Genomic DNA, 19,613 nt, shown 5'->3' with positions numbered 1-19,613 from the left:
CGGTCTCTCCTGTGTGGGGTGTGGCCGTCGGCACACCGAGTGAGCCGACGCCGCGCGGCCCTGTGGTCACGCATGCCCCCGTCAGTGCGTCGGGGCCCTTTTCGGAAGCCGGCCCGATGCGTGAGGAGAGAGGTGGATCATGAGGGTTACGCTTCCGCCGACACGGTCGACCGGGGACCCGTCGGCGGGCCTGAGCGCGCTCCCCCGTCCGGTGGCCGTGGTGGTGGGCGCCGGCGGTGTGCTCGGAGCGGCGCATGTCGGTGTCGGGTACGCGCTGGAGCAGCGCGGCTTCGTACCGGACATGATCATCGGAACCTCGGTGGGTGCCCTCAACGGGTCCATCGCGGCCGCCCACCCCGACAGGGCCGCGCCGTGGCTGGACCACGTGTGGACCCAGTTGCGCCGCCGTGAGGTGTATCCGCTCGGCTACCTGTCCTCACGGGCCAGTGTCTTCACCGATCGCGGCCTGCGCCGGCTGATCGCCCGCTCCGGGCTGCCCTCGCGGATCGAGCAACTGGCGGTCCCGTTCACCGCCGTGGCCATGGACCTGGACACCGGTGCCCCGGCGCTGCTCGACCACGGGGACCTCGAGTCCGCGCTGCTGGCCAGCGCGGCCATTCCCGGGATGCTGCCACCGGTGGATCGCGAGGGACGCACGCTCGTCGACGGCGGAGTGGTCGCCTACGTCCCGGTACTGGCGGCCCAGCAGGCCGGGGCGGCCAGCGTGGTGGTGGTGGCGACCGGGCCGGAGAGCTCGCCGTTGCGGCCCGTCGATCCGCGCCGACGTGCCAGTGCGATCGCCGCCAGGGCCGGTCTGCTGCTGTTGCGCCATCAGATCGAGCGTGACCTGCACGAGGTGTCCCGGCACCTCCCGACCGTCGTGCTGCCGACCGGCATCGACGCCTGGCCCGCCCCGTGGGACTTCGGCCATTCCCAGCGGCTCATCAGCACCGCGGCCCTCGCCGCGGGCCGCTTCCTCGACGGGCTGCGGATCGGCGGGCCGGGTCTGTACCGGGTCGACGGCGCCTCGGCGACATCCGCGGGCCCGGGCCGGGCATCCGCCGCCTCCTTCTGGGAGGACGCCCTGTGAGCACCATCGCGTTCCTGAACATCGGCATGCACGGGCACGTCAACCCGACGCTGCCGGTCGTGGCCGAGCTGGTGCGGCGCGGCCACACCGTCACCTACCACACCTCGCCCGCGTTCCGTGAGGAGATCGAGGCCACCGGCGCGACCGTGTACCTCTATCCCGGCGGAGACCAGCCGCTCCCCGATCCGCCCACGCCGATCACGCTGATGGAGGGCCTGGCGCGCGCCGCCGTACGCCTGGTGCCGGCCGTCCTCGACGATCTGCGCGGGGTCCGGCCCGACCTGGTCGTCCACGACAGCGCCTGTCTGTGGGGCGCGGTCGCCGCCCGCGAACTCGGGGTTCCGGCGGCGTCGTCGTTCACCACGTTCGCCTTCAACCGGCATGTCCCGAGCCCCACCCGCGCCTCGTGGGACCTGCTGGTCGAGGCGATCAAACGGCCCCGCAGCCTTCGGGGCTTGGTGAGGGCCCGCTGGGAGCTGCACCGCCGCTTCGACGCACGCGGTCTGCCGCTGTTCGACCTGGGAAACGTGCGGCAGCCGCTCAATCTGGTCTACACCTCACGGGCGTTCCAGCCGGCCGTCGAGGACTTCGACCAGTCCTACCGGTTCGTCGGTCCGAGCATCGGCGCCCGCCCGGCCGACCCGTCGTTCCCGGCGGACCGGCTCCGTGATCCGGTGCTGTACGCCTCCCTGGGCACGGTGTTCGACGGCGGCCCCCGGCTGCTGCGCGGTTTCGCCACCGCGCTCGCCCCGCTGGGCGGCACCGTGATCGTCTCCACCGGTCAGACCGATCCCGACGCGCTGGGGCCCCTGCCGGCCAACGTGCTCGTCCGCCGCTCCGTACCGCAACCGGAGGTGCTGGCCCGCGCCGCGCTGTTCGTCACCCACGGCGGGGTGAACAGCGTCAACGAGGCCATGTACGCCGGTGTCCCGATGCTGGTCGTCCCGCAGGGCGCCGACCAGCCGATGGTGGCCCGTCGCGTCGTCGAGCTCGGCGCCGGCCTGTCGACCCGCACCGAGGACGCCGCGAACGGCTCCGTGCGTGTTCTCGCCCGGCGCCTGCTCCACGACTCCCGGTTCCGGGCAGCCGCGAGCACCCTGCGGGCCGCCCAGCACGAGGGGGGCGGATATCGGCGCGCCGCCGACGAACTCGAGCGGTACCTGTCGGCGGCCGGCTCGGCCGGACGGCCCGCCCCCACCGATCCGTCACGGCGGGCCGAGTGATGGCCCCGGGCGTCATCGTCCTGCTGCTGTTCGCCGGGCTGTCGGAGGCCGCCGGGCGCATCCTGCCCCTGGTGGCGCGCCGGCCCGGCATGTCGCGGACGTTGGTGGCCGGTCTGCTGCTGCCCGCCGGACTCGTCGAGGGTGTGGTGTTCGCGCTGTGGCCGCTGACCGCCTGGACCCTGGCCGAACTGGTGCTCTCCTCCCCACCGCCGGGGGACGGCTTGACGTGGACGCCGCGCATGGTGGCCCCGCTGATGCTCTCCGCCGTCCTCGCGTTCCCGTTGCTGGGGCCCCTGCTCCACCTGCTGCTCTTCGTGGGGGTCGGGGCCGGTCTGGCCGGCCCGCTCGCGGCGGCGACCGGGCTCGGCTGGTGGGGTGCCGCCGGCTGCGTGGCCGCCGCCGGGGCCGGTCTCGGCGTCGCCGTGGAGGCCGTTCGGCGTCTGGTCGTGAGGATCAGCGCGTCCCCCGCACAGGAGCCGGTCATATGAACGACTACCTGCTGTGGGTCTGCGCGCTCGGACCGGCCCTGCTCGCCGAAGCCCTGCTGGCCCGCTACGAGGTACTCGCGTACAGCGCCGGCTGGCGCACCCCCGTCACCGCGCTCCCGGACGGCGTGCCCTACGCCCGGGGTGCGGCCGCCGACAGCCCCCCGGACGCCTACCTGGTGTACCTGGACGGCATCGGCAAGCGCCGCTTCCGCGACACCCGGGACGGCGGCCAGCTGGTCAAGGCCGTGATCGCCGCGGCGCCGGAGCTGCGTGTGCTGGGCCAGGTGCAGCCCTACTCGCCGCTGGCCGACCCGCTCGCCGACCGGCCGGTGTGGGCGTGGCTGCGCCGCCACGTCGGGCTGCTGCTGTTCCTGCACAACGTCATGCAGATCTTCGTCGCCGCCGACCACCGGTACCGGCCCCTGTACAACCGGGCCGTCGGCTCCCAGATCGCCACGCAGCTCCGGCTCGCCGGCTACCGGCCCGGCAGCGGTGTCCCCGTGGTGCTGCTCAGCTACAGCGGCGGCGCCCAGGTCGCCACGGGCGCCGTCGAGGAACTGCACACCCAGCTGCGCTCCCCGCTCACGGTGATCACGCTCGGTGGGTTCCACAACGGCGCGAACGACCTCACCCATGCCGAGCAGGTGCATCAGCTCACCAGTGCGGGCGACCGGATCGAGCGGGTCGGCACCTGGATGTTCCCCCAGCGGTGGCGCCTGCTGCGCCGCAGCGGATGGAACCGCGCCCGCCGCGCCGGAAGGCTCACCGTGCACCGGCTCGATCCGGCCACCCACCTCGGGCCGCGCAGTTACATCAGCCCGGGGGCGCGGCTGCCCGACGGCCGCAGCCACCTCGACCGCACGACCGACACCGTGGTCTCGATCATCCGCGCCCGCCACGGCGCGACCGCGACGACGGACAACCCGCTGCCCTGAGGGGCCGCGGGCGGAGCGTGCGGCGCACGGGCCCGGCACGCGCACGCACGGCGCGCAGCCGGGCCCTGTCCGGGCGTCTCCGCCGCGAGCGGGCGGCTCAGGTGCTGGTCTGCGCCTGCGGGGCGGCAGCGCGGTCGACGTCGAGCCCGGCGACCAGACCCCGCAGGCGAGGGCCGTACTCCGGGTGGGCGAGGGCGAACGCCATCTGGGCGACCAGGTAGTCGGCCGGGTTGCCGGTGTCGTACCAGCGGCCCTCGATGACCTGTCCGTAGACCGCGCGGGTGGAGGCATAGGCGTTGATGGCGTCGGTCAGGTACACCTCGCCGGTCCTGTGCTCGTACCAGCGGCGGGTCTGCTCGCGCAGTTCGTCGATGATGCCGGGGGTGACGACGTAGCCGCCGATGGCCGCGTACGACGACGGGGCGGCGGCGGGCTCGGGCTTCTCGAGCAGACCGGTGATGCGCAGTTGGCCGCCGCCGAGGTCCTCCTTGACGATGGGCACGCCGTAGCGCTGGGACTCGGTGGGGTCCATCGGCAGGAGGGCCAGCACCGGGCAGCCGGTCTGCTCGTACGCGCGGATCAGCTGCTGCGCGCGGGGGACCTCGGCCACGAAGACGTCGTCGGGCCACAGCACCAGCACCGGCTCGTCGCCGAAGGCGCGGGCGGCGTTGAGCACCGGGGTGCCGTTGCCGTACGGGCCGTACTGGTCGAGGTAGGTGATGTGGCCCTGGCGGGCGAGCTCCGCGACCTCCTCGACCTCCTCCGCGTGGGCCGTCTTGCCGTCCTTGCGGAGTTGTTCGACGAGGGCGGGGTTGGGGCGGAAGTGGTCCTGGATGAGGCTCTTCCCGCCGGACACCACGATGGTGATGTCGGTGATGCCGGAGTCCACCAGCTCACGCACGGTGTGCTCGATGACCGGCTTGTCCCCGACCGGGAGCATCTCCTTCGGAATCGCCTTCGTCAGGGGCAGCAGTCGGGAGCCGAGTCCGGCAGCGGGGATCACGGCCCTGCGAATAGTCGGGGACATCACAACTCTCTCGGTCGAGCGGCACACCGGGCCGGCCGGCACGGCACGTTTCGACGCTACCAACGCCCGCCCCGGCCCATGGCGGTCGTCCGATGCGCCCGCCGCAGGCCCGAGCCCCCCGGCGCCGCCGGGTCCGCGCCCGCGGCACCGGTCCGTCGGTCCGGGAAGCCGGGGGTCAGCTCACGGGGCGCGGGGCACGCAGAGGGGCCCGCTGCGCCAGTTCCTCCTCGTCGACCAGTGTGAGCATCGGCTGACCCGGCGCGCACAGCATCGTGACGACGAACCGGCAGGGCGCGTCGTCCCGGGCGTTGCCGTCCTGGTAGTGGATCACGTCTCCGCCCGGCTCCCAGAAGGTCTCGCCGGCCTTGACGACGCGTTCCGGCTCCCCCTCCAGCTCGAACCGCACCTCGCCCTCGATCACGTATCCGAAAGCCGGTCCCGTGTGACGGTGCGGAGGCGTGCCGGGATCGCCGGGCGGCCACTCGATGAGGACGGTCATCCCCGAGGCCCCCTCGGGGATGTGGGGCGGCGTGACGTCCTGCAGCATCGTCGCCGCGGTCATCCAGGTGTCGGAGCGCGGCTTCTCGTCGCTCGCGCCCGCTGATTCCTTGGTCGACATGATGTGCACCTTCCGTGGTCGTCGCCCTGCATCGGAGCGGACGGTGCGCCGCCGCCGGGTGGTGACGCCGGTGCGGCTCGGCCGTCCCTCAGTGGAGACCGGGCAGCGGCGGGATGTGTGACACAGGTCGCGCCGTCGACTGCCCCGTTCGGTGTCACAACAGTGGTGCGCGTCCGGTCGTACGTCAGGGCACATGGTGTGCTGGAAACACACCCTTCAGCCCGAACCGGGGGCGCGGCCCTGACGCGCGCGGACACGGCGGTCCGACCACACCTCCTGCGGACGGCCGGCGGCGCGCTCGTGGCCGCGGACGCCGTCCGTCCTCCCCTCCCCCACGCCTCGACAGGAAAGCAAGCCGCGATGAGCGACCCCACCCGGCCCACAGAGCCCACCTCGACGAGTGAGCTCGACCAGATACCCGACCGTGACACCGAGGAGACGAGGGAGTGGCAGGCCTCCCTCGACGCCGTCATCCGGCACGCCGGGCCCGAACGCGCCGCGTACCTGCTGCGGCGGGTGCACGAGTACGCGACCAGGTCCGGAGTGGCCCTCCCGGGGCTGCTGTCCTCGGACTACATCAACACGATCCCGGCCTCGTCCCAGCCGGCCTACCCGGGCGACCTCGCCTTGGAGTCCCGCATCACCGCGCTGAACCGGTGGAACGCGGCGGCGATGGTCACCCGCGGTTCCCGGCTGGGGCTCGGCGGCCACATCTCCACCTACGCGTCCGCCGCCTGGCTCTACGAGACCGGGTTCCACCACTTCTTCCGGGGCAAGGACGGCGACGGATCCGGAGACCAGCTGTACCTCCAGGGGCATGCCTCACCCGGCATCTACGCGCGGGCGTTCCTGGAGGGCCGGCTGCGCGAGGAGCAGCTGGACGGTTTCCGGCGGGAGGCCGACGGGCACGGCCTGCCGTCGTATCCGCACCCGAGGCGCCTGCCGTGGCTGTGGGAGTTCCCCACCGTCTCCATGGGGCTCGGCCCGCTCTCCGCCGTCTACCAGGCGCGATTCAACCGCTATCTGCACAACAGGGGGATCAAGGACACTTCCGGGTCGCGCGTGTGGGCCTTCCTGGGAGACGGGGAGGTGGACGAGCCCGAGTCGACGGCCGCGCTGGAACTCGCCGCCCGTGAGGGTCTCGACAACCTCACCTTCGTCGTCAACTGCAACCTGCAGCGGCTGGACGGCCCGGTACGGTCGAACTCCAAGATCGTGCAGGAGCTCGAGGCCCGGTTCCGCGGTGCGGGCTGGCACGTCGTCAAGACGCTGTGGGGCGAGGCCTGGGACCCCCTGCTGCTGCGGGACGCCGACGGCTCCCTCGTCCGCCGCCTGGGCGAGATACCCGACGCCCAGCTCCAGACGTACGCCGCGCGGGACGCCGGCTACATCCGCCGGCACTTCTTCACCGGGGACGCGCTGTCCCGCATGGCCGCGGACCTGAGCGACGCGCAGCTCACCGACCTGTTCGAGAACTCCCGGGGCGGGCACGAGCCCCTCAAGGTCCACGCCGCCTACCGGGCCGCCGTCGAGCACCGGGGCGGGCCCACCGTCGTCCTCGCGCAGACGGTGAAGGGACACACGCTGGGTGCGGAGTTCGAGTCCCGCAACGCCAACCACCAGATGAAGAAGCTGACGATGTCCCAGTTCCGTGCGCTGCGCGACGCGTTGGAGCTGCCCATCCCGGACAGCGCGCTGAGTGGGGACCAGGTGCCGTTCTGGCACCCCGGGGAGGACTCGGAGGAGGTCCGGTACCTGCGTGACCGGCGTGCCGCCCTGTCCGGCGTCGTGCCGGTGCGCAGGGTGGTGGCCAAGCCGCTGAAGCAGCCGCCGTCCGGCCCCTTCGAGGCCCTCCGCAAGGGCTTCGGCAAGCAGGAGGTGGCCACCACCATGGCTCTGGTCCGCCTGGTGAGGGACCTGATGCGCGACGAGGAGACGGGGCGGCGCTGGGTGCCCATCGTCCCCGACGAGGCACGTACGTTCGGCATGGAGTCGCTGTTCCCGACGGCCGGGATCTACTCGCCGCTGGGTCAGAACTACGAGCCGGTCGACGCCGATCAGCTGCTGCACTACAAGGAGTCCCGGGACGGCCAGCTCATCGACGAAGGCATCACCGAGGCCGGGTCGCTGGCCGAGTTCACCGCCGCGGCGACGTCGTACGCCACGCACGGCGAACCCATGATCCCCTTCTACATCTTCTACGCCATGTTCGGGTTCCAGCGCACCGGCGACCAGTTCTGGGCCCTGGCCGACCAGTTGGGCCGCGGCTTCGTCGTCGGGGCGACGGCCGGCCGGACGACGATGACGGGCGAGGGACTGCAGCACGCCGACGGTCACTCCCACCTGCTGGCCTCCACCAATCCGGCCGCCGTGAGCTACGACCCGGCCTTCGCGTACGAGATCGCGGTGATCGTCAGGGAAGGGCTGCGGCGGATGTACGGCGACCAGCCCGAGGACGTCTTCTACTACCTGACGGTCTACAACGAGCCCAAGCGGCAGCCCGCCATGCCCACCGGGGCGTCGGTCGAGGAGGGCATCCTGCGGGGCATGTACCTGTTCCGGCGGGCCGAACCCCATGACGCGGGACCGCGGATGCAACTGCTGGCCTCCGGAACGGCCATCCACTGGGCGCTGCGGGCCCAGGAGCTCCTGCTGTCCCAGTGGGGAGTCCACGCCGACGTCTGGTCGGTGACGTCCTGGACGGAGCTGCGCCGCGACGCGCTGAACGCCGACAGCGCGCGGCTGCGGGGTGAGACGCGCGTCCCGTACGTGACGGAGGCGCTGTCGCAGACACGGGGACCCGTCCTGGCGGTCAGCGACTGGATGCGGCAGGTGCCGGACCAGATCAGCCAGTGGGTCGAGCGGGACTACTCGTCACTGGGGACGGACGGTTTCGGACTGTCGGACACCCGCGACGCGGTGCGCCGTTACTTCGGAGTCGACGCCGAGTCGATCGTGGTGGCCGCCCTGGACCAGTTGGCGCGGACCGGCGCGGTCGATCCGGACACCGTGGTCCGGGCGCGCGCCCGCTACGGCCGGTAGGAGCGGGCGTCTCGCCTGCGGCACGGCGCGCGGGCGGCGGAACCGCGCGGCGGTCCGTTCGTCGGCCCGAGCGGACCGCCTCCCCCCGTGCCGGCCGGCGGCCCGTACGGCGTTGACGGGTGCGGACGCGGGCGCCGGGCGTGGCCTGCGCCGCCCCCGCGCGGCGCGCGACCCGCCGTGCCCGCTTGTAGCATGGTCATCCGAGACTGGAGGATGTTTATGCGCGCCGGGGATGACGCAGACTCCCTCGATCAGGCGGCGCAGCAGTTCATGGCGGCGCGCCCGCGGCTCTTCGGCATCGCGTACCGCGTGCTCGGCAGTGCGGTGGAAGCCGAGGACATCGTCCAGGACGCGTGGCTGCGGTGGCAGAACACCGACCGTGCCGGCATCCGTGAGCCGGCGGCCTTCCTCGCCACGATCACCGCCCGTCTGGCGATCAACTTCGCCCAGTCCGCGCGCGTGCGGCGCGAGTCGTACGTGGGGCCCTGGCTTCCCGAGCCGGTCGACACGAGCGCGGACCCGCAGATGGGTGCGGAGCGGGCGGAGGCGCTCGATCTGGCGGTCCTCTTCCTCCTGGAGAAGCTGAACCCGGTGGAGCGGGCCGCCTACGTGCTGAGGGAAGCCTTCGACTACCCGTACCGGCAGATCGCCGACATGCTGGAGACGAGCGAGGCCAACGTGCGCCAGCTGGTGAGCCGCGCCCGCAAGCACCTCTCGGCGGACCGCAGGGAGCCGGTCAGCCGCGAGTCCCACCGGCGGCTGCTGGAGGTGTTCCTCGCCGCGGCGCAGACCGGCAGCCTCTCGGCGCTCGAGGAGGTCCTCACGGCGGACGTGGTCAGCTACGCGGACGGCGGAGGGATGCGCGGCGCGTCGAGGATCCCGGTCGTGGGGCGTACCCACGTGTCCAAGTACCTCGTCGCCTTCGCCCCTCGCTTCTGGCCCCAGGCGGACGTGCGCTGGGTGGAGGCGAACGGCAGGCCGGCCGTCCTGGTCTCGGCCGACGGGCAGGCGGTGGCTCTGCTGTCCGTCGATGTGTCGGTACGGGGCATCGAACGCATCATGTGGGTCATGAATCCGGCCAAGCTGGCTCCTTACGTGTCCTCCCTCGGCCGATGAGGCGAGCTCGTCCCCCGCGCGCCTGACCCGGCCGGTCACGGGCGGGCCCCGGGGCGAGCGCTCGGCACAAAGGACGCCGGCGACCGCCCGCCGGCCTCTCAGACGGACGTCGACGACGTGCTCCTGTCCGGCCCGGTCCAGCCCCTGACGAGGGTGTCACAGATTCCGGGACTGCCCGGTCGTAGTGGATGACAGACCCCCGCGATCGGAGAAGACCGTGGCTATCACCGAACAACGTCTTTCCACCATGGTGCTGGTGATCGGCACCGGCGGCGCCGGGCTGCGAGCGGCGATCGAACTGGCGGAGGCCGGTATCGACGTCCTCGCGGTCGGCAAGCGCCCCAAGGAGGACGCCCATACGGCACTCGCCGCGGGAGGAATCAACGCGGCGCTGGCCACCATGGATCCCGAGGACAGCTGGCAGCAGCACGCGGCCGACACTCTCAAGGAGAGTTACCTGCTCGCGGACCCGCGCACGGTCGAGATCGTCACCCAGGGCGCCGCCCGGGGCATCGACGACCTGGAGCGCTACGGCATGGCCTTCGCCCGGGAGGAGGACGGCCGCATCTCGCAGCGGTTCTTCGGCGCGCACAAGTTCCGGCGCACCGCCTTCGCCGGCGACTACACGGGGCTGGAGATCCAGCGCACGCTGGTCAGGCGCGCGGAACAGCTGGACATCCCGGTGCTCGACGGCGTCTACATCACCCGGCTCCTGGTGCACGACGGCGCCGTCTTCGGCGCGTACGGCTTCGACCTGACCGACGGAACGCGCTACCTGATCCACGCGGACGCCGTCATTCTCGCCGCGGGCGGCCACACCCGTATCTGGCGGCGCACGTCCTCCCGGCGCGACGAGAACACCGGTGACTCCTTCCGTCTGGCCGTGGAGGCCGGGGCGCGTCTGCGCGACCCCGAGCTGGTGCAGTTCCATCCCTCCGGGATCATCGAGCCGGAGAACGCGGCCGGCACCCTGGTCAGCGAGGCCGCCCGGGGTGAGGGCGGAATCCTGCGCAACGCGCTCGGGGAACGGTTCATGGCCCGCTACGACCCCGACCGCATGGAGCTGTCGACCCGCGACCGCGTGGCGCTGGCCTCCTACACGGAGATCAAGGAAGGGCGTGGGACGCCCAAGGGCGGCGTGTGGCTCGACGTCTCGCACCTACCGCGGCAGACGATCATGACGCGGCTGCCCCGCGTATACCAGACGCTCCTGGACCTGCAGATGCTGGACATCACCCGCGAACCGATCGAGATCGCGCCCACCGCGCACTACTCGATGGGCGGGGTGTGGGTGAGCCCGGAGGACCACAGCACCGACGTGCGCGGCCTGTACGCCATCGGGGAGGCCTCGAGCGGTCTGCACGGCGCCAACCGCCTCGGGGGGAACAGTCTGATCGAGCTGCTGGTGTTCGGCCGGATCACCGGCCGGGCGGCCGCCGCCTACTCGGAGTCGCTGACCGCGCATCCCCGGTCGGCGGCGGCGATCGCGGAGGCCCGCGCGGAGGTCGACGGCCTTCTCGCGGCCGACGGCCCGGAGAACGTCCGCGCCCTGCAGCGCGCCATCCGCAACACCATGACCGAGCACGCGGGCGTCGTACGCGACGAGGAGGGCCTGCGTGCCGGGCTGGCGGAACTCGCGGTGATCGAGAAGAGGATGGAGGACGTCGGCGTCCACCCGGACATCGCCGGCTACCAGGACCTCGCGCACGCCTTCGACCTCAGGTCCGCCGCCCTGGCGGCCCGGGCCACCCTCGAAGCGGCACTGGAGCGTCGCGAGACGCGTGGCTGTCACAACCGCAGCGACTTCCCCGACATGGATCCCGCGCTGCAGGTCAACCTCGTGTGGTCGCCGACGACGGGTGTCACCCGCGAAAGCATTCCGGCCGTCCCGGACGAGATCGCCTCTCTGATGGAAGAGGTCTCGACCGAAGGAAAGCTCGCCGAATGACATACCGGCGATGCGTCTCGTGTGCGCGCACCTGAATACGCGCGCGGAGAGCATTTCCTCGATGCGCGAAAAGCGTGTCACAAGCGCAGCCTTTGCTCTGTCTCTCTTGATGCGGACCGAATGTGAGCGGCGCCGCCGAACAGTTCATCACCAGGATGCGCGCCGCACCGTGAAAACCTCCGGAAGGAATCTGTCATGAAGGTCGTAGTGATCGGCGGAACCGGGCTCATCGGCTCCAAGCTGGTCGGCAAGCTCGGCGAGCACGGGCACGAGGCGGTCGCCGCCGCGCCCAACACCGGCGTCAACACCCTGACGGGCGAGGGGCTCGCCGAGGTCCTGGAGGGCGCGTCGGTGGTGGTCGACGTGTCCAACTCCCCGTCGTGGGAGGACGAGGCCGTCATGAACTTCTTCCGCACCTCCACGGCCAACCTCCTCGAGGCGGAGGCCGAGGCGGGCGTGACGCACCACGTCGCGCTGTCGGTGGTCGGCACCGACCGCCTCCAGGAGAGCGGGTACTTCCGCGCCAAGCAGGCCCAGGAAGAACTGATCAAGGCGTCCGGCATGCCCTACTCCATCGTCCACGCCACGCAGTTCTTCGAGTTCATGAAGGGGATCGCCGACATCGCGACCGAGGGCGACACCGTGCGTCTGGCCCCCGTCAAGATCCAGCCCATCCACTCCGACGACGTGGCCGCGGCCGTCGGCCGCACCGCGGTCGGCGCCCCGGTCAACGGCGTGGTGGAGATCGCGGGCCCCGACGTGTTCCAGCTCGACGAGATCATCCGCAAGGGGCTCGCGGACAAGAACGACCCCCGCACGGTCGTCACGGACCCGCACGCCCCGTACTCCGGTGCCCAGCTGCAGGAGACGACGCTCCTGCCGGGTCCGGACGCGGACATCGCCAAGACCAGGTTCGCCGACTGGCTGGCACAGCAGCCGTAGGACCTCACCGGGGCCCCTGCCGTCGGCAGGGGCCCCGCTGTGCTCCGGTCCGGGACACGGGCCGACCTGCATTCGACCGCATGACCTCGATGTGCCGGAATTCCCTCCCGTCCGGGACTCCGGCACGAAAGATCCGGCACGCCATGTACAACCGCCGCACCCTTTTTCCTGCGCCCTCCTGTGAAGGGCCGACCGGTGTCTACGTCATCGACCCGGCCCACAGCACCATCGGTTTCTCCGCCCGGCACGCCCTGGCCACCCATGTGCGCGGGAAATTCACCGCCTTCGAGGGAATTCTCAAACTCGACGGGTCCCGCCTCAGCCGGTCCGAGGCCCATTTCAGCGTCCAGACCGGCAGTGCCGACACGGGTCTCCCGGAACGCGACGCGCAGGTGACGGGCCCGGGCTTCCTCGACTCCGCGACGTTCCCCCTGATGAGCTTCCGCTCCTCCGGCATCCTCGATGCCGCTGACCACCGGTTCCGCCTGGCAGGACACCTGCGCGTCAAGGACGCCGAGCTGCCCCTCCGCATCGACCTCGCCTTCGGTGGGGCGAGCCGGGACGCCCTCGGGCGCGACCGCGTCGGTTTCGCGGGCGCGGCCACCCTGCGTCCCTCCGGCCGGGGACTCGGCCGGAGCGCGGCCCTGGCCGCCGGTGGGGCCCTGGTCAGCGACGAACTGGAGCTGATCCTCGACATCTGCGCCGTGCGGTGGAACCGGGCAGTCGCCGACTGAAGGACGCGGACTCGTTCCTCTCCTTTCCCCTCCGCGTGCTCTCTCTTTGCGTGCGTGTCACATCTTCACCAGGTATCCGGTCATAAGGGATGAAAGCAGGCAGAGAGCAAGAGCCCGCCGACCCAAGGAGTCAGTGATGACCAAACCCGTTCTCGAGACTGCGGCTCAGCAGTTCGCGGACGCGACGGCCCATCCGCCGTTCCTGTACGAGCTCGGTCCCGAAGGCGCCCGGAAGGTCCTGGACGACCTGCAGGCCGCACCGGTGGAGAAGCCGGACGTGGACGAGAAGTGGATCACGGTGCCCGCCGAGGTGGGCGATGTACGGGTGCGCATCGTCAAGCCCGTCGGCAGCCAGGGCGCCCTGCCGACCGTCCTCTACGTGCACGGCGGCGGCTGGGTCCTCGGCAACGCCGGCACGCATGACCGTCTGGTGCGCGAGCTGGCCGTCGGGGCGAATGCCGCCCTCGTGTTCGTGGAGTACGACCGTTCACCGGAGGCCAGGTACCCGGTCGCCATCGAGCAGGCCTACGCGACCGCCCGATGGATCACGGCGAACGGTTCCGAGGAAGGTCTGGACGCCTCCCGGCTGGCGGTGGCCGGCGACTCCGTCGGGGGCAACATGACCGCGGCGCTGGCCCTCATGGCCAAGCAGCGCGGTGACGTGACCTTCGTGCACCAGTCGCTGTACTACCCCGTCACGGACGCGGGCCAGGACACCGAGAGCTACCGGAAGTTCGCCGACGGGCCCTTCCTCACGGCGAAGGCCATGGCCTGGTTCTGGGACTGCTACACCACCGATGCCGCCCAGCGGGCGGAGATCACCGCCTCGCCGCTGCGGGCGAGCCTGGAGGAGCTGGAAGGCCTCCCGCCCGCGCTCGTCATCGTCGACGAGAACGACGTGCTGCGGGACGAGGGCGAGGCGTACGCCCGCAAGCTGACCCAGGCCGGCGTTCCCACCACGAGCATCCGCGTCAACGGCACCGTCCATGACTTCATGATGCTCAACCCCCTTCGGTCCACGCAGGCCACAACCGCCGCGGTCGAGCACGCCGTCGTCACCCTGCGCACCGCCCTTCACCGCTGACCGGAGTCTCCGCGACTCCCGTGCGGCGACTGAAGGGCCATCAGCAGACGAGGTCGTTCCCGACCCACGGCGCTCGTGCGCGCGGCTCTCATCGGCGCAGGACAGTCCCCGTTCCGTTCCCTGACCGTTCACAGGCCTCACAGCCGCGATGAGAGCCGCGGCGAGCGGATCCACACGGTCGTTCCCCCGCCAGACCGAGCAGGGGGAGCCCGACCGTTCACCCGGCCGAGCCCGATCCTCGGCCCTCCCACGTTCCTGGCACGTCCCGGACATGCCCTGACCGCGGTCTCCGCTGCCTTCCCGTCACGGGCGGCAGCGTCATGCCGCGATCGCCATGTCCCTGTGCCCGGACGCAGTTGCAACCCCTACATCGAAAGAACCTCAATGAACCGTCGTTCGCTTCACCGACGTACCCGCACCTCTCTCTCCCTCATGGCCGCCCTGACGGTCGGCGCCGCCCTCTTCGCGGCGTCGACCGGTCCGGCCAGCGCCGGCAAGGCCACTCCCCCACAGCACCGCAAGCCGACCGTCGTGCTCGTCCACGGCGCGTTCGCCGACTCCACCAGCTGGAACGGCGTCGTCAAGAAGCTGAAGCGGGCCGGTTATCCGGTGGTGGCTGCCGCCAACCCGCTGCGCGGGCTGAGCAGCGACGCCGCCTACGTCAAGAACCTCCTGGCCGGCATCGACGGCCCGGTGGTGCTCGCCGGGCACTCCTACGGCGGAGCGGTCATCACCAACGCCGCCCACGGCGCGGACAACGTCAAGGCGCTCGTGTACATCGCCGCCTTCATCCCGGAGAAGGGCGAGAGCGCGGTGGAACTGGCGGCCAAGTTCCCGGGCAGCTCCCTCGAGCAGGCCCTGCATCCTGTGCCGCTCGCTCTGCCGGACGGCTCCCAGGGGGTGGACCTCTACATCGAACAGGGCAAGTTCCACCAGCAGTTCGCGGCGGACGTCCCCCGGAACACCGCGGACCTCATGGCGGTCACCCAGCGTCCGGTGACCGGTGCGGCTCTGGAGGAGGGTTCCTCCGAGCCGGCGTGGAAGAGCGTTCCGTCCTGGGCGCTGGTGGCCACCGAGGACCTCAACATCCCACGGAAGACGCAGAACTTCATGGCGGAACGCGCCAAGGCGCGGACGGTGGAGGTCCGGGCTTCACACGCCGTGAGTGTGTCCCGCCCCGATGAGGTCGCCGACATCATCGAGAAGGCGGCGCGGACGGTCCGCTGACCGGCACACTGACCGGGCGGGGCGGTGAGGACACCGCCCCGCCCGTTGCCGTCTGTCGCCTGCCGGCGCCGGCACCGGCACCGGCACCGGCCTTCAGGATCGGCTGTGCGCCGGGGCGGGGAGACGCGCTCGCCCGGACTGTGTTCACGCACAAGGCCCGCCACGGGCCGTGCACGTGACATCGCGGCGCCGGGAGCGGTCACGCCGCCTTGGTGACGGTGTCCTTGTCCCGGGGAGTCTCGCGCCGGGTCAGCGCACGGCGTTCGCTCTCCGTCATGCCGCCCCAGATGCCGTCCGCCTGCCCCACCCGCACGGCCCACTCGAGGCACTGTTCCACGACGGGGCAACGGCCGCACACGGCCTTCGCCTCGTCGATCTGATGCAGCGTGGGCCCGGTGTTGCCTATGGGGAAGAACAGGTCGGGGTCTTCGTGCAGGCAGGCTGCCCGCTCGCGCCAGAATGACGCGTGGTCTCCTCGTTCAGCAGCCATGGGAGTGAACCTCCAGGGATCGTGGATGGTGCGGAAGCCCCGGGAATCGTTCGGCTCACGTCTCCGCGACGAGGTGTCGGGGCTGTTGTCTGAGACCGGAAAACGGGCGCATATGTGACACACACCCCTGGAAGAACGGCCGCCGTGTGGCGACTGTCACTGTCGGCAAGCCGCCGCGGCAGTCACGCACCAGCCGTCGCGTGGCCGGAGGCCGCGGAGAAGCGGGAACACGATCCGAGGAACGCGGCGATCTTGCTCGGGCTGAACACCCACATCACCTTGTAGATGCCTTCTTTGGAGGCGGCCATCGTCAGGAAGGCGGTCGGCCGGCCTTCTCGGTAGACCATCACGCCCGTACAGCCGTTGGCGTCGACCACCTTGGGCTCCGCCTCCCGCCAGAGCCGTCGATAGGTCGCCAGTCTGGCCACGCGTCCACGGCCCAGTACGGGTTTGCGAGCGCAGGCCCGGATGCCGTTGCCGTCGGACAGACTGACGACGTCGGGAGCGAGAAGGGCTTCCAGCGACGCCACGTCCCCCGACTGCGCCGCCGAGACGAAGGCGCTCAGCAGACGCCGGTGTTCCGCCGTGTCCACGCTCTCCCGCTGCTCGTCCAGCAGGTGCTTGCGCGCACGGCTCACGATCTTCCGCACGTTGACGAGGCTGAGCTGGAGGATCTCCGCGATCTCGGGATAGCCGTAGTCGAAGGCCTCGCGCAGTACGAAGGCGGCGCGCTCGGTGGGGGGCAGCTTCTCCAGCACCAGCAGCAGTGCCATTTCCAGGGCTTCCGCACGCTGTGCTCCCACCTCCGGGTCCGCACTCGTGTCGATGGGCTCGGGCAGCCAGGGTCCGATGTAGGTTTCCCGGCGCACGCGTGCCGACTGGGCGACGTTGATGGCCAGGCGGGTCGTCGTGCTCGAGAGGAAGGCGACCGGGCTGACCACCACGGAGCGGTCGGTCTTCTGCCAGCGCAGCCACACTTCCTGGACCACGTCCTCGGCCTCGACGGCGCTGCCGAGCACGCGGTAGGCGATGCCGAAGAGCCGTCTGCGGTGCCGCACGAAGACGGAGACGGCCTCGTCCAGATCGTTCGTCGTGGGGGACGCCTCTAGATGCATGATCCTGCGGTCTCCGTTCCTGCCGTGGCGGCTGCCTGGCAGCGCCACGCACAGGAACTGTGGTCACTGAACGTCACGGCTGCTCCCATCGCATCTGTTTCATGGACCGGAATCGGCCCGTTCCTGTGACAGGACCGGGGCAGGCGCTCGGGTCAGGGGGTGCTGTCGGCCACTGTCGGAGGAGCCGGCCTCAGGCAGACGCACCGTTTTTTCGCGGACACACGACCCGACGATTTTAGCAATTCACCCCGTGGAGCAAAAGGCTCACAAAGGGATCAAACAGCCCATAGTTGACCGATGAGTGCTCGGTACCGTCTCCAACGACGTCATTAAAGCATTGCCATGTTGTGAGTCAGTGCATGGCCCCTATCACCCCGCACGGCCCGGGTACGCCTCCCAACAGCGCGTTCGCGCAGCTGACAGGCAATCACGGCGTCGGGAAGAGGGACGGGAAGCGACGGGCAGGCCGGCGTCCGTTCCCCGCGTCGTGATGCTCGCGCGGTCGTGCCGGCATGCGCCGGGCGGCGGGAAGTGCGTCCTGCCGCGCGGGCGGACGGGCCGAGACGGGCCGTGCCGTCGTCGGCTGACAGAAATGACACTGTCTCACCCTGTGGCGTTTCCGGCCCGGCGTGCGAACGAGCCCTCGCAGGATCGCGGGCGCGGGTGAGGCGGGGCCGGGGCTCGGCCCGATGAGCCTCAACGCGGCTCCTTCCAGGGCCGGTTGCAGCGGGCGGAGCGGGCTGTCACAGCTTCCGTGGCTGGTCGGTCAGTGCGGGTGTTGGCCCGCGCGCCGTCGCACGGGCCCGCGCAGCGAGGAAGGGCCGGTGCTCCACTGCCCGTCCGCGCCCTCTCCCGTCGCCATGACCACCGGCCTGACGCGCAGAAAGACGCCCGATGCCATCAGAACCCGACAAGCACCCCGACCCTGCCGCCGCCAGTGTGTCCCTGGCAGCCGAGGCGGCCGTGCTGGAGTCCCGCCTGCGTCTGCTCCAGGAGGCGATCGACACGGTCGACGCACGCATCGAGGCGGTCTCCGACGCCCTGCGCCTGCTCCGCCACGCATCCGCCGTCTCCTCCCCGGCCCCGTTCGGTGAGGAAGCGTGCTGCCCGCCCGGCCGCGAGGATGCCGACGGCTCCAGGGACGACACCGGCGAAAAGGCAGCGCGGCGCTCCATGCCCTGACGCCCCACGGTTTCCAGGACCGTGCCGCCGTCCCGGGACGTCACGGGACGGCTGACCGTCTGTTCTCCCGACCGTGGCCTCCGCCGCGAACAGTGGCAGTGATCGATGCGATACGGCCCAGCACACACCGAACGGTCCGCGATGCCCCCCGACGGGCCGACCGTACCGCCGCCTCCGGGACGACCCGCCGGCGCCTCGGTGACCTGCGCTGTTTCGCGCGCCGTCTTCCGTCGGGCGCGGCTACCGGGAAAGTGTGAGGGCCCATCCGGTGTGCCTGCATTCACAAGGGCTCACTGCATATGATGTCGGGGAAATCCCGTTCCGGCGTTCAGGCCGAGTGGCCTCGCACATGAGCCGGGGCGCGGCACGAGGGGTTGAGGATGAGAGGAACACATGGTCTCCGGAGCCCGCACAGCGCACAGCATCGAGATCACCGCTGAGAGTCTTCAAGCAGACCTGGCCCGCCTGCAGCTGCAGAAGCAGGCGCTGGAGAGGGAACTGGCCGCGGTCGTGGCCCATCTCGGCTCCGTCCAGCGGGCCCTCAGTGCCCTCCAGACCGTGATGATCGACCCGGATGCCGCGGCCTCGACGGCCACGGCCGGTGCGGCGACCGCGCAGAGCGGACAGGCCGCGGCGCCCGCCGAACCCCGGGCCGGTGGCGACTTCGCCGCGCCGGCCGGCACCACGGCGCACGTGGCGCCGCGGCCCCGCAAGCCGCACGGCGAAAAGGAGGCGGCACCCGCCGCTGCCGCCGACGCCGACACGGACGGGCAGAAGCGGTACGGCAAGCTCACCGAGCAGATCATGGAGTACTTCGCCGGCGTCGGTGACGTCGACGTGCGGGCCCGTGACGTCGCCGCGGCTCTCGGCCGTGACACCGACAGCGGCAGCATCAACGGCGTGCGCAGCACCCTCGACCGCCTTGTCGGTACCTCCCGTATCCAGCGGACCGGCCGGGGCCTCTACCGCGCGGCGCGTTCCTAGCCGTACCCCGTACGGAAGGATCGTGGCAGCGCCGCCACGTGCCGCTCGTCGTCCGGCCGGCCGGGTTGTGGTCCCGGGTGCCACCCGTCGGGGGAACGGGTGGCACCCGGGAGCCGCACCTGCGGGCTCTAGTCGCAGGTGCCGCGTTCCGGGACACCCGCCACGGGGGTGTGCACACGGTGCCCGAAACACTGTGATCACTCTATCAAGACGTACCGGCTTCCGTAACACTGTCATGGTGAGCATCACACTGTTTGATCGAGCCGCACGGCCGGTGGGTCGCAGGCATGGGCCGGACGTGAGGTGAGCGAGACCGGCGCGCGACTTCCTCACCCGCATCCGTGCCCACGCCTCCTCACGCACCTCC

Annotated in this window: 17 protein-coding genes; 13 read left to right on the top strand and 4 right to left on the bottom strand. The window is 71.2% G+C overall.

Annotation, left to right across the window (positions count from 1 at the left end; all coding sequences use genetic code 11):
* Window positions 1-139: 139 nt before the first annotated feature.
* The 4 genes from ACIHAR_RS09025 to ACIHAR_RS09010 are packed head-to-tail and all read left to right on the top strand — an operon-like array spanning window position 140 to window position 3,736.
* Window positions 140-1,090, top strand: coding sequence for a patatin-like phospholipase family protein (locus ACIHAR_RS09025; protein ID WP_400018119.1), 951 nt, complete (start codon window positions 140-142; stop codon window positions 1,088-1,090).
* Window positions 1,087-2,313, top strand: coding sequence for a macrolide family glycosyltransferase (locus tag ACIHAR_RS09020; protein WP_400018117.1), 1,227 nt, complete (start codon window positions 1,087-1,089; stop codon window positions 2,311-2,313). Before ACIHAR_RS09025 ends, ACIHAR_RS09020 begins: the two co-directional genes overlap by 4 nt.
* Window positions 2,313-2,801, top strand: a complete 489-nt coding sequence (locus tag ACIHAR_RS09015; RefSeq protein ID WP_400018115.1) for a hypothetical protein — start codon at window positions 2,313-2,315, stop codon at window positions 2,799-2,801. The genes ACIHAR_RS09020 and ACIHAR_RS09015 overlap by 1 nt, the downstream gene beginning before the upstream one ends.
* Window positions 2,798-3,736 (top strand): hypothetical protein, encoded by a 939-nt coding sequence (locus ACIHAR_RS09010; RefSeq protein WP_365457557.1) that lies wholly within the window; start codon window positions 2,798-2,800, stop codon window positions 3,734-3,736. Before ACIHAR_RS09015 ends, ACIHAR_RS09010 begins: the two co-directional genes overlap by 4 nt.
* Window positions 3,737-3,833: 97 nt before the next feature.
* Here the strand turns inward: ACIHAR_RS09010 and ACIHAR_RS09005 are convergent, their stop codons facing one another.
* Window positions 3,834-4,763, bottom strand: a complete 930-nt coding sequence (locus tag ACIHAR_RS09005) for a UTP--glucose-1-phosphate uridylyltransferase (protein ID WP_400018112.1) — start codon at window positions 4,761-4,763, stop codon at window positions 3,834-3,836.
* A 175-nt stretch (window positions 4,764-4,938) separates the two neighbouring features.
* Window positions 4,939-5,382: a cupin domain-containing protein gene (locus tag ACIHAR_RS09000; RefSeq protein WP_365457551.1), complete on the bottom strand. Its 444-nt coding sequence runs from the start codon at window positions 5,380-5,382 to the stop codon at window positions 4,939-4,941.
* A gap of 360 nt (window positions 5,383-5,742) precedes the next feature.
* Here ACIHAR_RS09000 and aceE point away from each other — a divergent pair, with 360 nt between their 5' ends.
* The 7 genes from aceE (at window position 5,743) to ACIHAR_RS08965 (ending at window position 15,475) form a co-directional block, all read left to right on the top strand.
* Window positions 5,743-8,424, top strand: a complete 2,682-nt coding sequence (aceE, locus tag ACIHAR_RS08995) for a pyruvate dehydrogenase (acetyl-transferring), homodimeric type (protein WP_365457548.1) — start codon at window positions 5,743-5,745, stop codon at window positions 8,422-8,424.
* Between the two features lie 219 nt (window positions 8,425-8,643).
* On the top strand, window positions 8,644-9,540 hold the full coding sequence (locus ACIHAR_RS08990; RefSeq protein WP_400018109.1) for an RNA polymerase sigma-70 factor: 897 nt from the start codon (window positions 8,644-8,646) through the stop codon (window positions 9,538-9,540).
* A 247-nt stretch (window positions 9,541-9,787) separates the two neighbouring features.
* A complete protein-coding gene (locus tag ACIHAR_RS08985) occupies window positions 9,788-11,488 on the top strand; it encodes an FAD-dependent oxidoreductase (protein WP_400018235.1) in 1,701 nt (566 codons plus the stop codon).
* A gap of 195 nt (window positions 11,489-11,683) precedes the next feature.
* A complete protein-coding gene (locus ACIHAR_RS08980) occupies window positions 11,684-12,430 on the top strand; it encodes an SDR family oxidoreductase (protein WP_365457542.1) in 747 nt (248 codons plus the stop codon).
* A 143-nt stretch (window positions 12,431-12,573) separates the two neighbouring features.
* A complete protein-coding gene (locus ACIHAR_RS08975; protein WP_365457539.1) occupies window positions 12,574-13,164 on the top strand; it encodes a YceI family protein in 591 nt (196 codons plus the stop codon).
* A gap of 136 nt (window positions 13,165-13,300) precedes the next feature.
* The gene (locus tag ACIHAR_RS08970; protein ID WP_400018106.1) at window positions 13,301-14,248 is read left to right on the top strand and encodes an alpha/beta hydrolase; all 948 of its coding nucleotides are present in this window, start codon (window positions 13,301-13,303) and stop codon (window positions 14,246-14,248) included.
* 384 nt (window positions 14,249-14,632) lie between these two features.
* The gene (locus ACIHAR_RS08965; RefSeq protein WP_365457533.1) at window positions 14,633-15,475 is read left to right on the top strand and encodes an alpha/beta hydrolase; all 843 of its coding nucleotides are present in this window, start codon (window positions 14,633-14,635) and stop codon (window positions 15,473-15,475) included.
* Between the two features lie 199 nt (window positions 15,476-15,674).
* Here ACIHAR_RS08965 and ACIHAR_RS08960 read toward each other — a convergent pair whose 3' ends face one another.
* Together ACIHAR_RS08960 and ACIHAR_RS08955 are read right to left on the bottom strand one after the other, a co-directional pair.
* The gene (locus ACIHAR_RS08960) at window positions 15,675-15,965 is read right to left on the bottom strand and encodes a WhiB family transcriptional regulator (RefSeq protein WP_365457530.1); all 291 of its coding nucleotides are present in this window, start codon (window positions 15,963-15,965) and stop codon (window positions 15,675-15,677) included.
* 182 nt (window positions 15,966-16,147) lie between these two features.
* A complete protein-coding gene (locus ACIHAR_RS08955) occupies window positions 16,148-17,080 on the bottom strand; it encodes a sigma-70 family RNA polymerase sigma factor (RefSeq protein ID WP_400018103.1) in 933 nt (310 codons plus the stop codon).
* Between the two features lie 894 nt (window positions 17,081-17,974).
* Between ACIHAR_RS08955 and ACIHAR_RS08950 the strand changes: the two genes are divergently transcribed.
* A complete protein-coding gene (locus tag ACIHAR_RS08950) occupies window positions 17,975-18,262 on the top strand; it encodes a hypothetical protein (RefSeq protein ID WP_365457524.1) in 288 nt (95 codons plus the stop codon).
* Window positions 18,263-18,655: 393 nt separating this feature from the next.
* Window positions 18,656-19,246 carry a hypothetical protein gene (locus tag ACIHAR_RS08945; protein ID WP_400018101.1) on the top strand — a complete coding sequence of 197 codons (591 nt, stop codon included), beginning with the start codon at window positions 18,656-18,658 and terminating at the stop codon, window positions 19,244-19,246.
* Window positions 19,247-19,613: the final 367 nt, after the last annotated feature.

The organism is Streptomyces sp. NPDC052016, from assembly GCF_044548445.1.
Taxonomy (GTDB): domain Bacteria; phylum Actinomycetota; class Actinomycetes; order Streptomycetales; family Streptomycetaceae; genus Streptomyces.
Note: the sequence above shows the minus strand (reverse complement) of the source record. Positions and strands in the feature narration are given on the sequence as shown.

Bases quoted from the DNA above. Each gene is read 5' to 3' on its own strand.
- ACIHAR_RS08950 (WP_365457524.1), top strand. From the start codon at position 17,975: ATGCCATCAGAACCCGACAAGCACCCCGACCCTGCCGCCGCCAGTGTG.
- ACIHAR_RS09025 (WP_400018119.1), top strand. From the start codon at position 140: ATGAGGGTTACGCTTCCGCCGACACGGTCGACCGGGGACCCGTCGGCG.
- ACIHAR_RS09000 (WP_365457551.1), bottom strand. From the start codon at position 5,382: ATGTCGACCAAGGAATCAGCGGGCGCGAGCGACGAGAAGCCGCGCTCC.
- ACIHAR_RS08980 (WP_365457542.1), top strand. From the start codon at position 11,684: ATGAAGGTCGTAGTGATCGGCGGAACCGGGCTCATCGGCTCCAAGCTG.
- ACIHAR_RS09010 (WP_365457557.1), top strand. From the start codon at position 2,798: ATGAACGACTACCTGCTGTGGGTCTGCGCGCTCGGACCGGCCCTGCTC.
- ACIHAR_RS08975 (WP_365457539.1), top strand. From the start codon at position 12,574: ATGTACAACCGCCGCACCCTTTTTCCTGCGCCCTCCTGTGAAGGGCCG.
- ACIHAR_RS08945 (WP_400018101.1), top strand. From the start codon at position 18,656: ATGGTCTCCGGAGCCCGCACAGCGCACAGCATCGAGATCACCGCTGAG.
- ACIHAR_RS09005 (WP_400018112.1), bottom strand. From the start codon at position 4,763: ATGTCCCCGACTATTCGCAGGGCCGTGATCCCCGCTGCCGGACTCGGC.
- ACIHAR_RS08990 (WP_400018109.1), top strand. From the start codon at position 8,644: ATGCGCGCCGGGGATGACGCAGACTCCCTCGATCAGGCGGCGCAGCAG.
- ACIHAR_RS08970 (WP_400018106.1), top strand. From the start codon at position 13,301: ATGACCAAACCCGTTCTCGAGACTGCGGCTCAGCAGTTCGCGGACGCG.
- ACIHAR_RS09015 (WP_400018115.1), top strand. From the start codon at position 2,313: ATGGCCCCGGGCGTCATCGTCCTGCTGCTGTTCGCCGGGCTGTCGGAG.
- ACIHAR_RS08965 (WP_365457533.1), top strand. From the start codon at position 14,633: ATGAACCGTCGTTCGCTTCACCGACGTACCCGCACCTCTCTCTCCCTC.
- ACIHAR_RS08985 (WP_400018235.1), top strand. From the start codon at position 9,788: ATGGTGCTGGTGATCGGCACCGGCGGCGCCGGGCTGCGAGCGGCGATC.
- ACIHAR_RS08960 (WP_365457530.1), bottom strand. From the start codon at position 15,965: ATGGCTGCTGAACGAGGAGACCACGCGTCATTCTGGCGCGAGCGGGCA.
- ACIHAR_RS08955 (WP_400018103.1), bottom strand. From the start codon at position 17,080: ATGCATCTAGAGGCGTCCCCCACGACGAACGATCTGGACGAGGCCGTC.
- aceE (WP_365457548.1), top strand. From the start codon at position 5,743: ATGAGCGACCCCACCCGGCCCACAGAGCCCACCTCGACGAGTGAGCTC.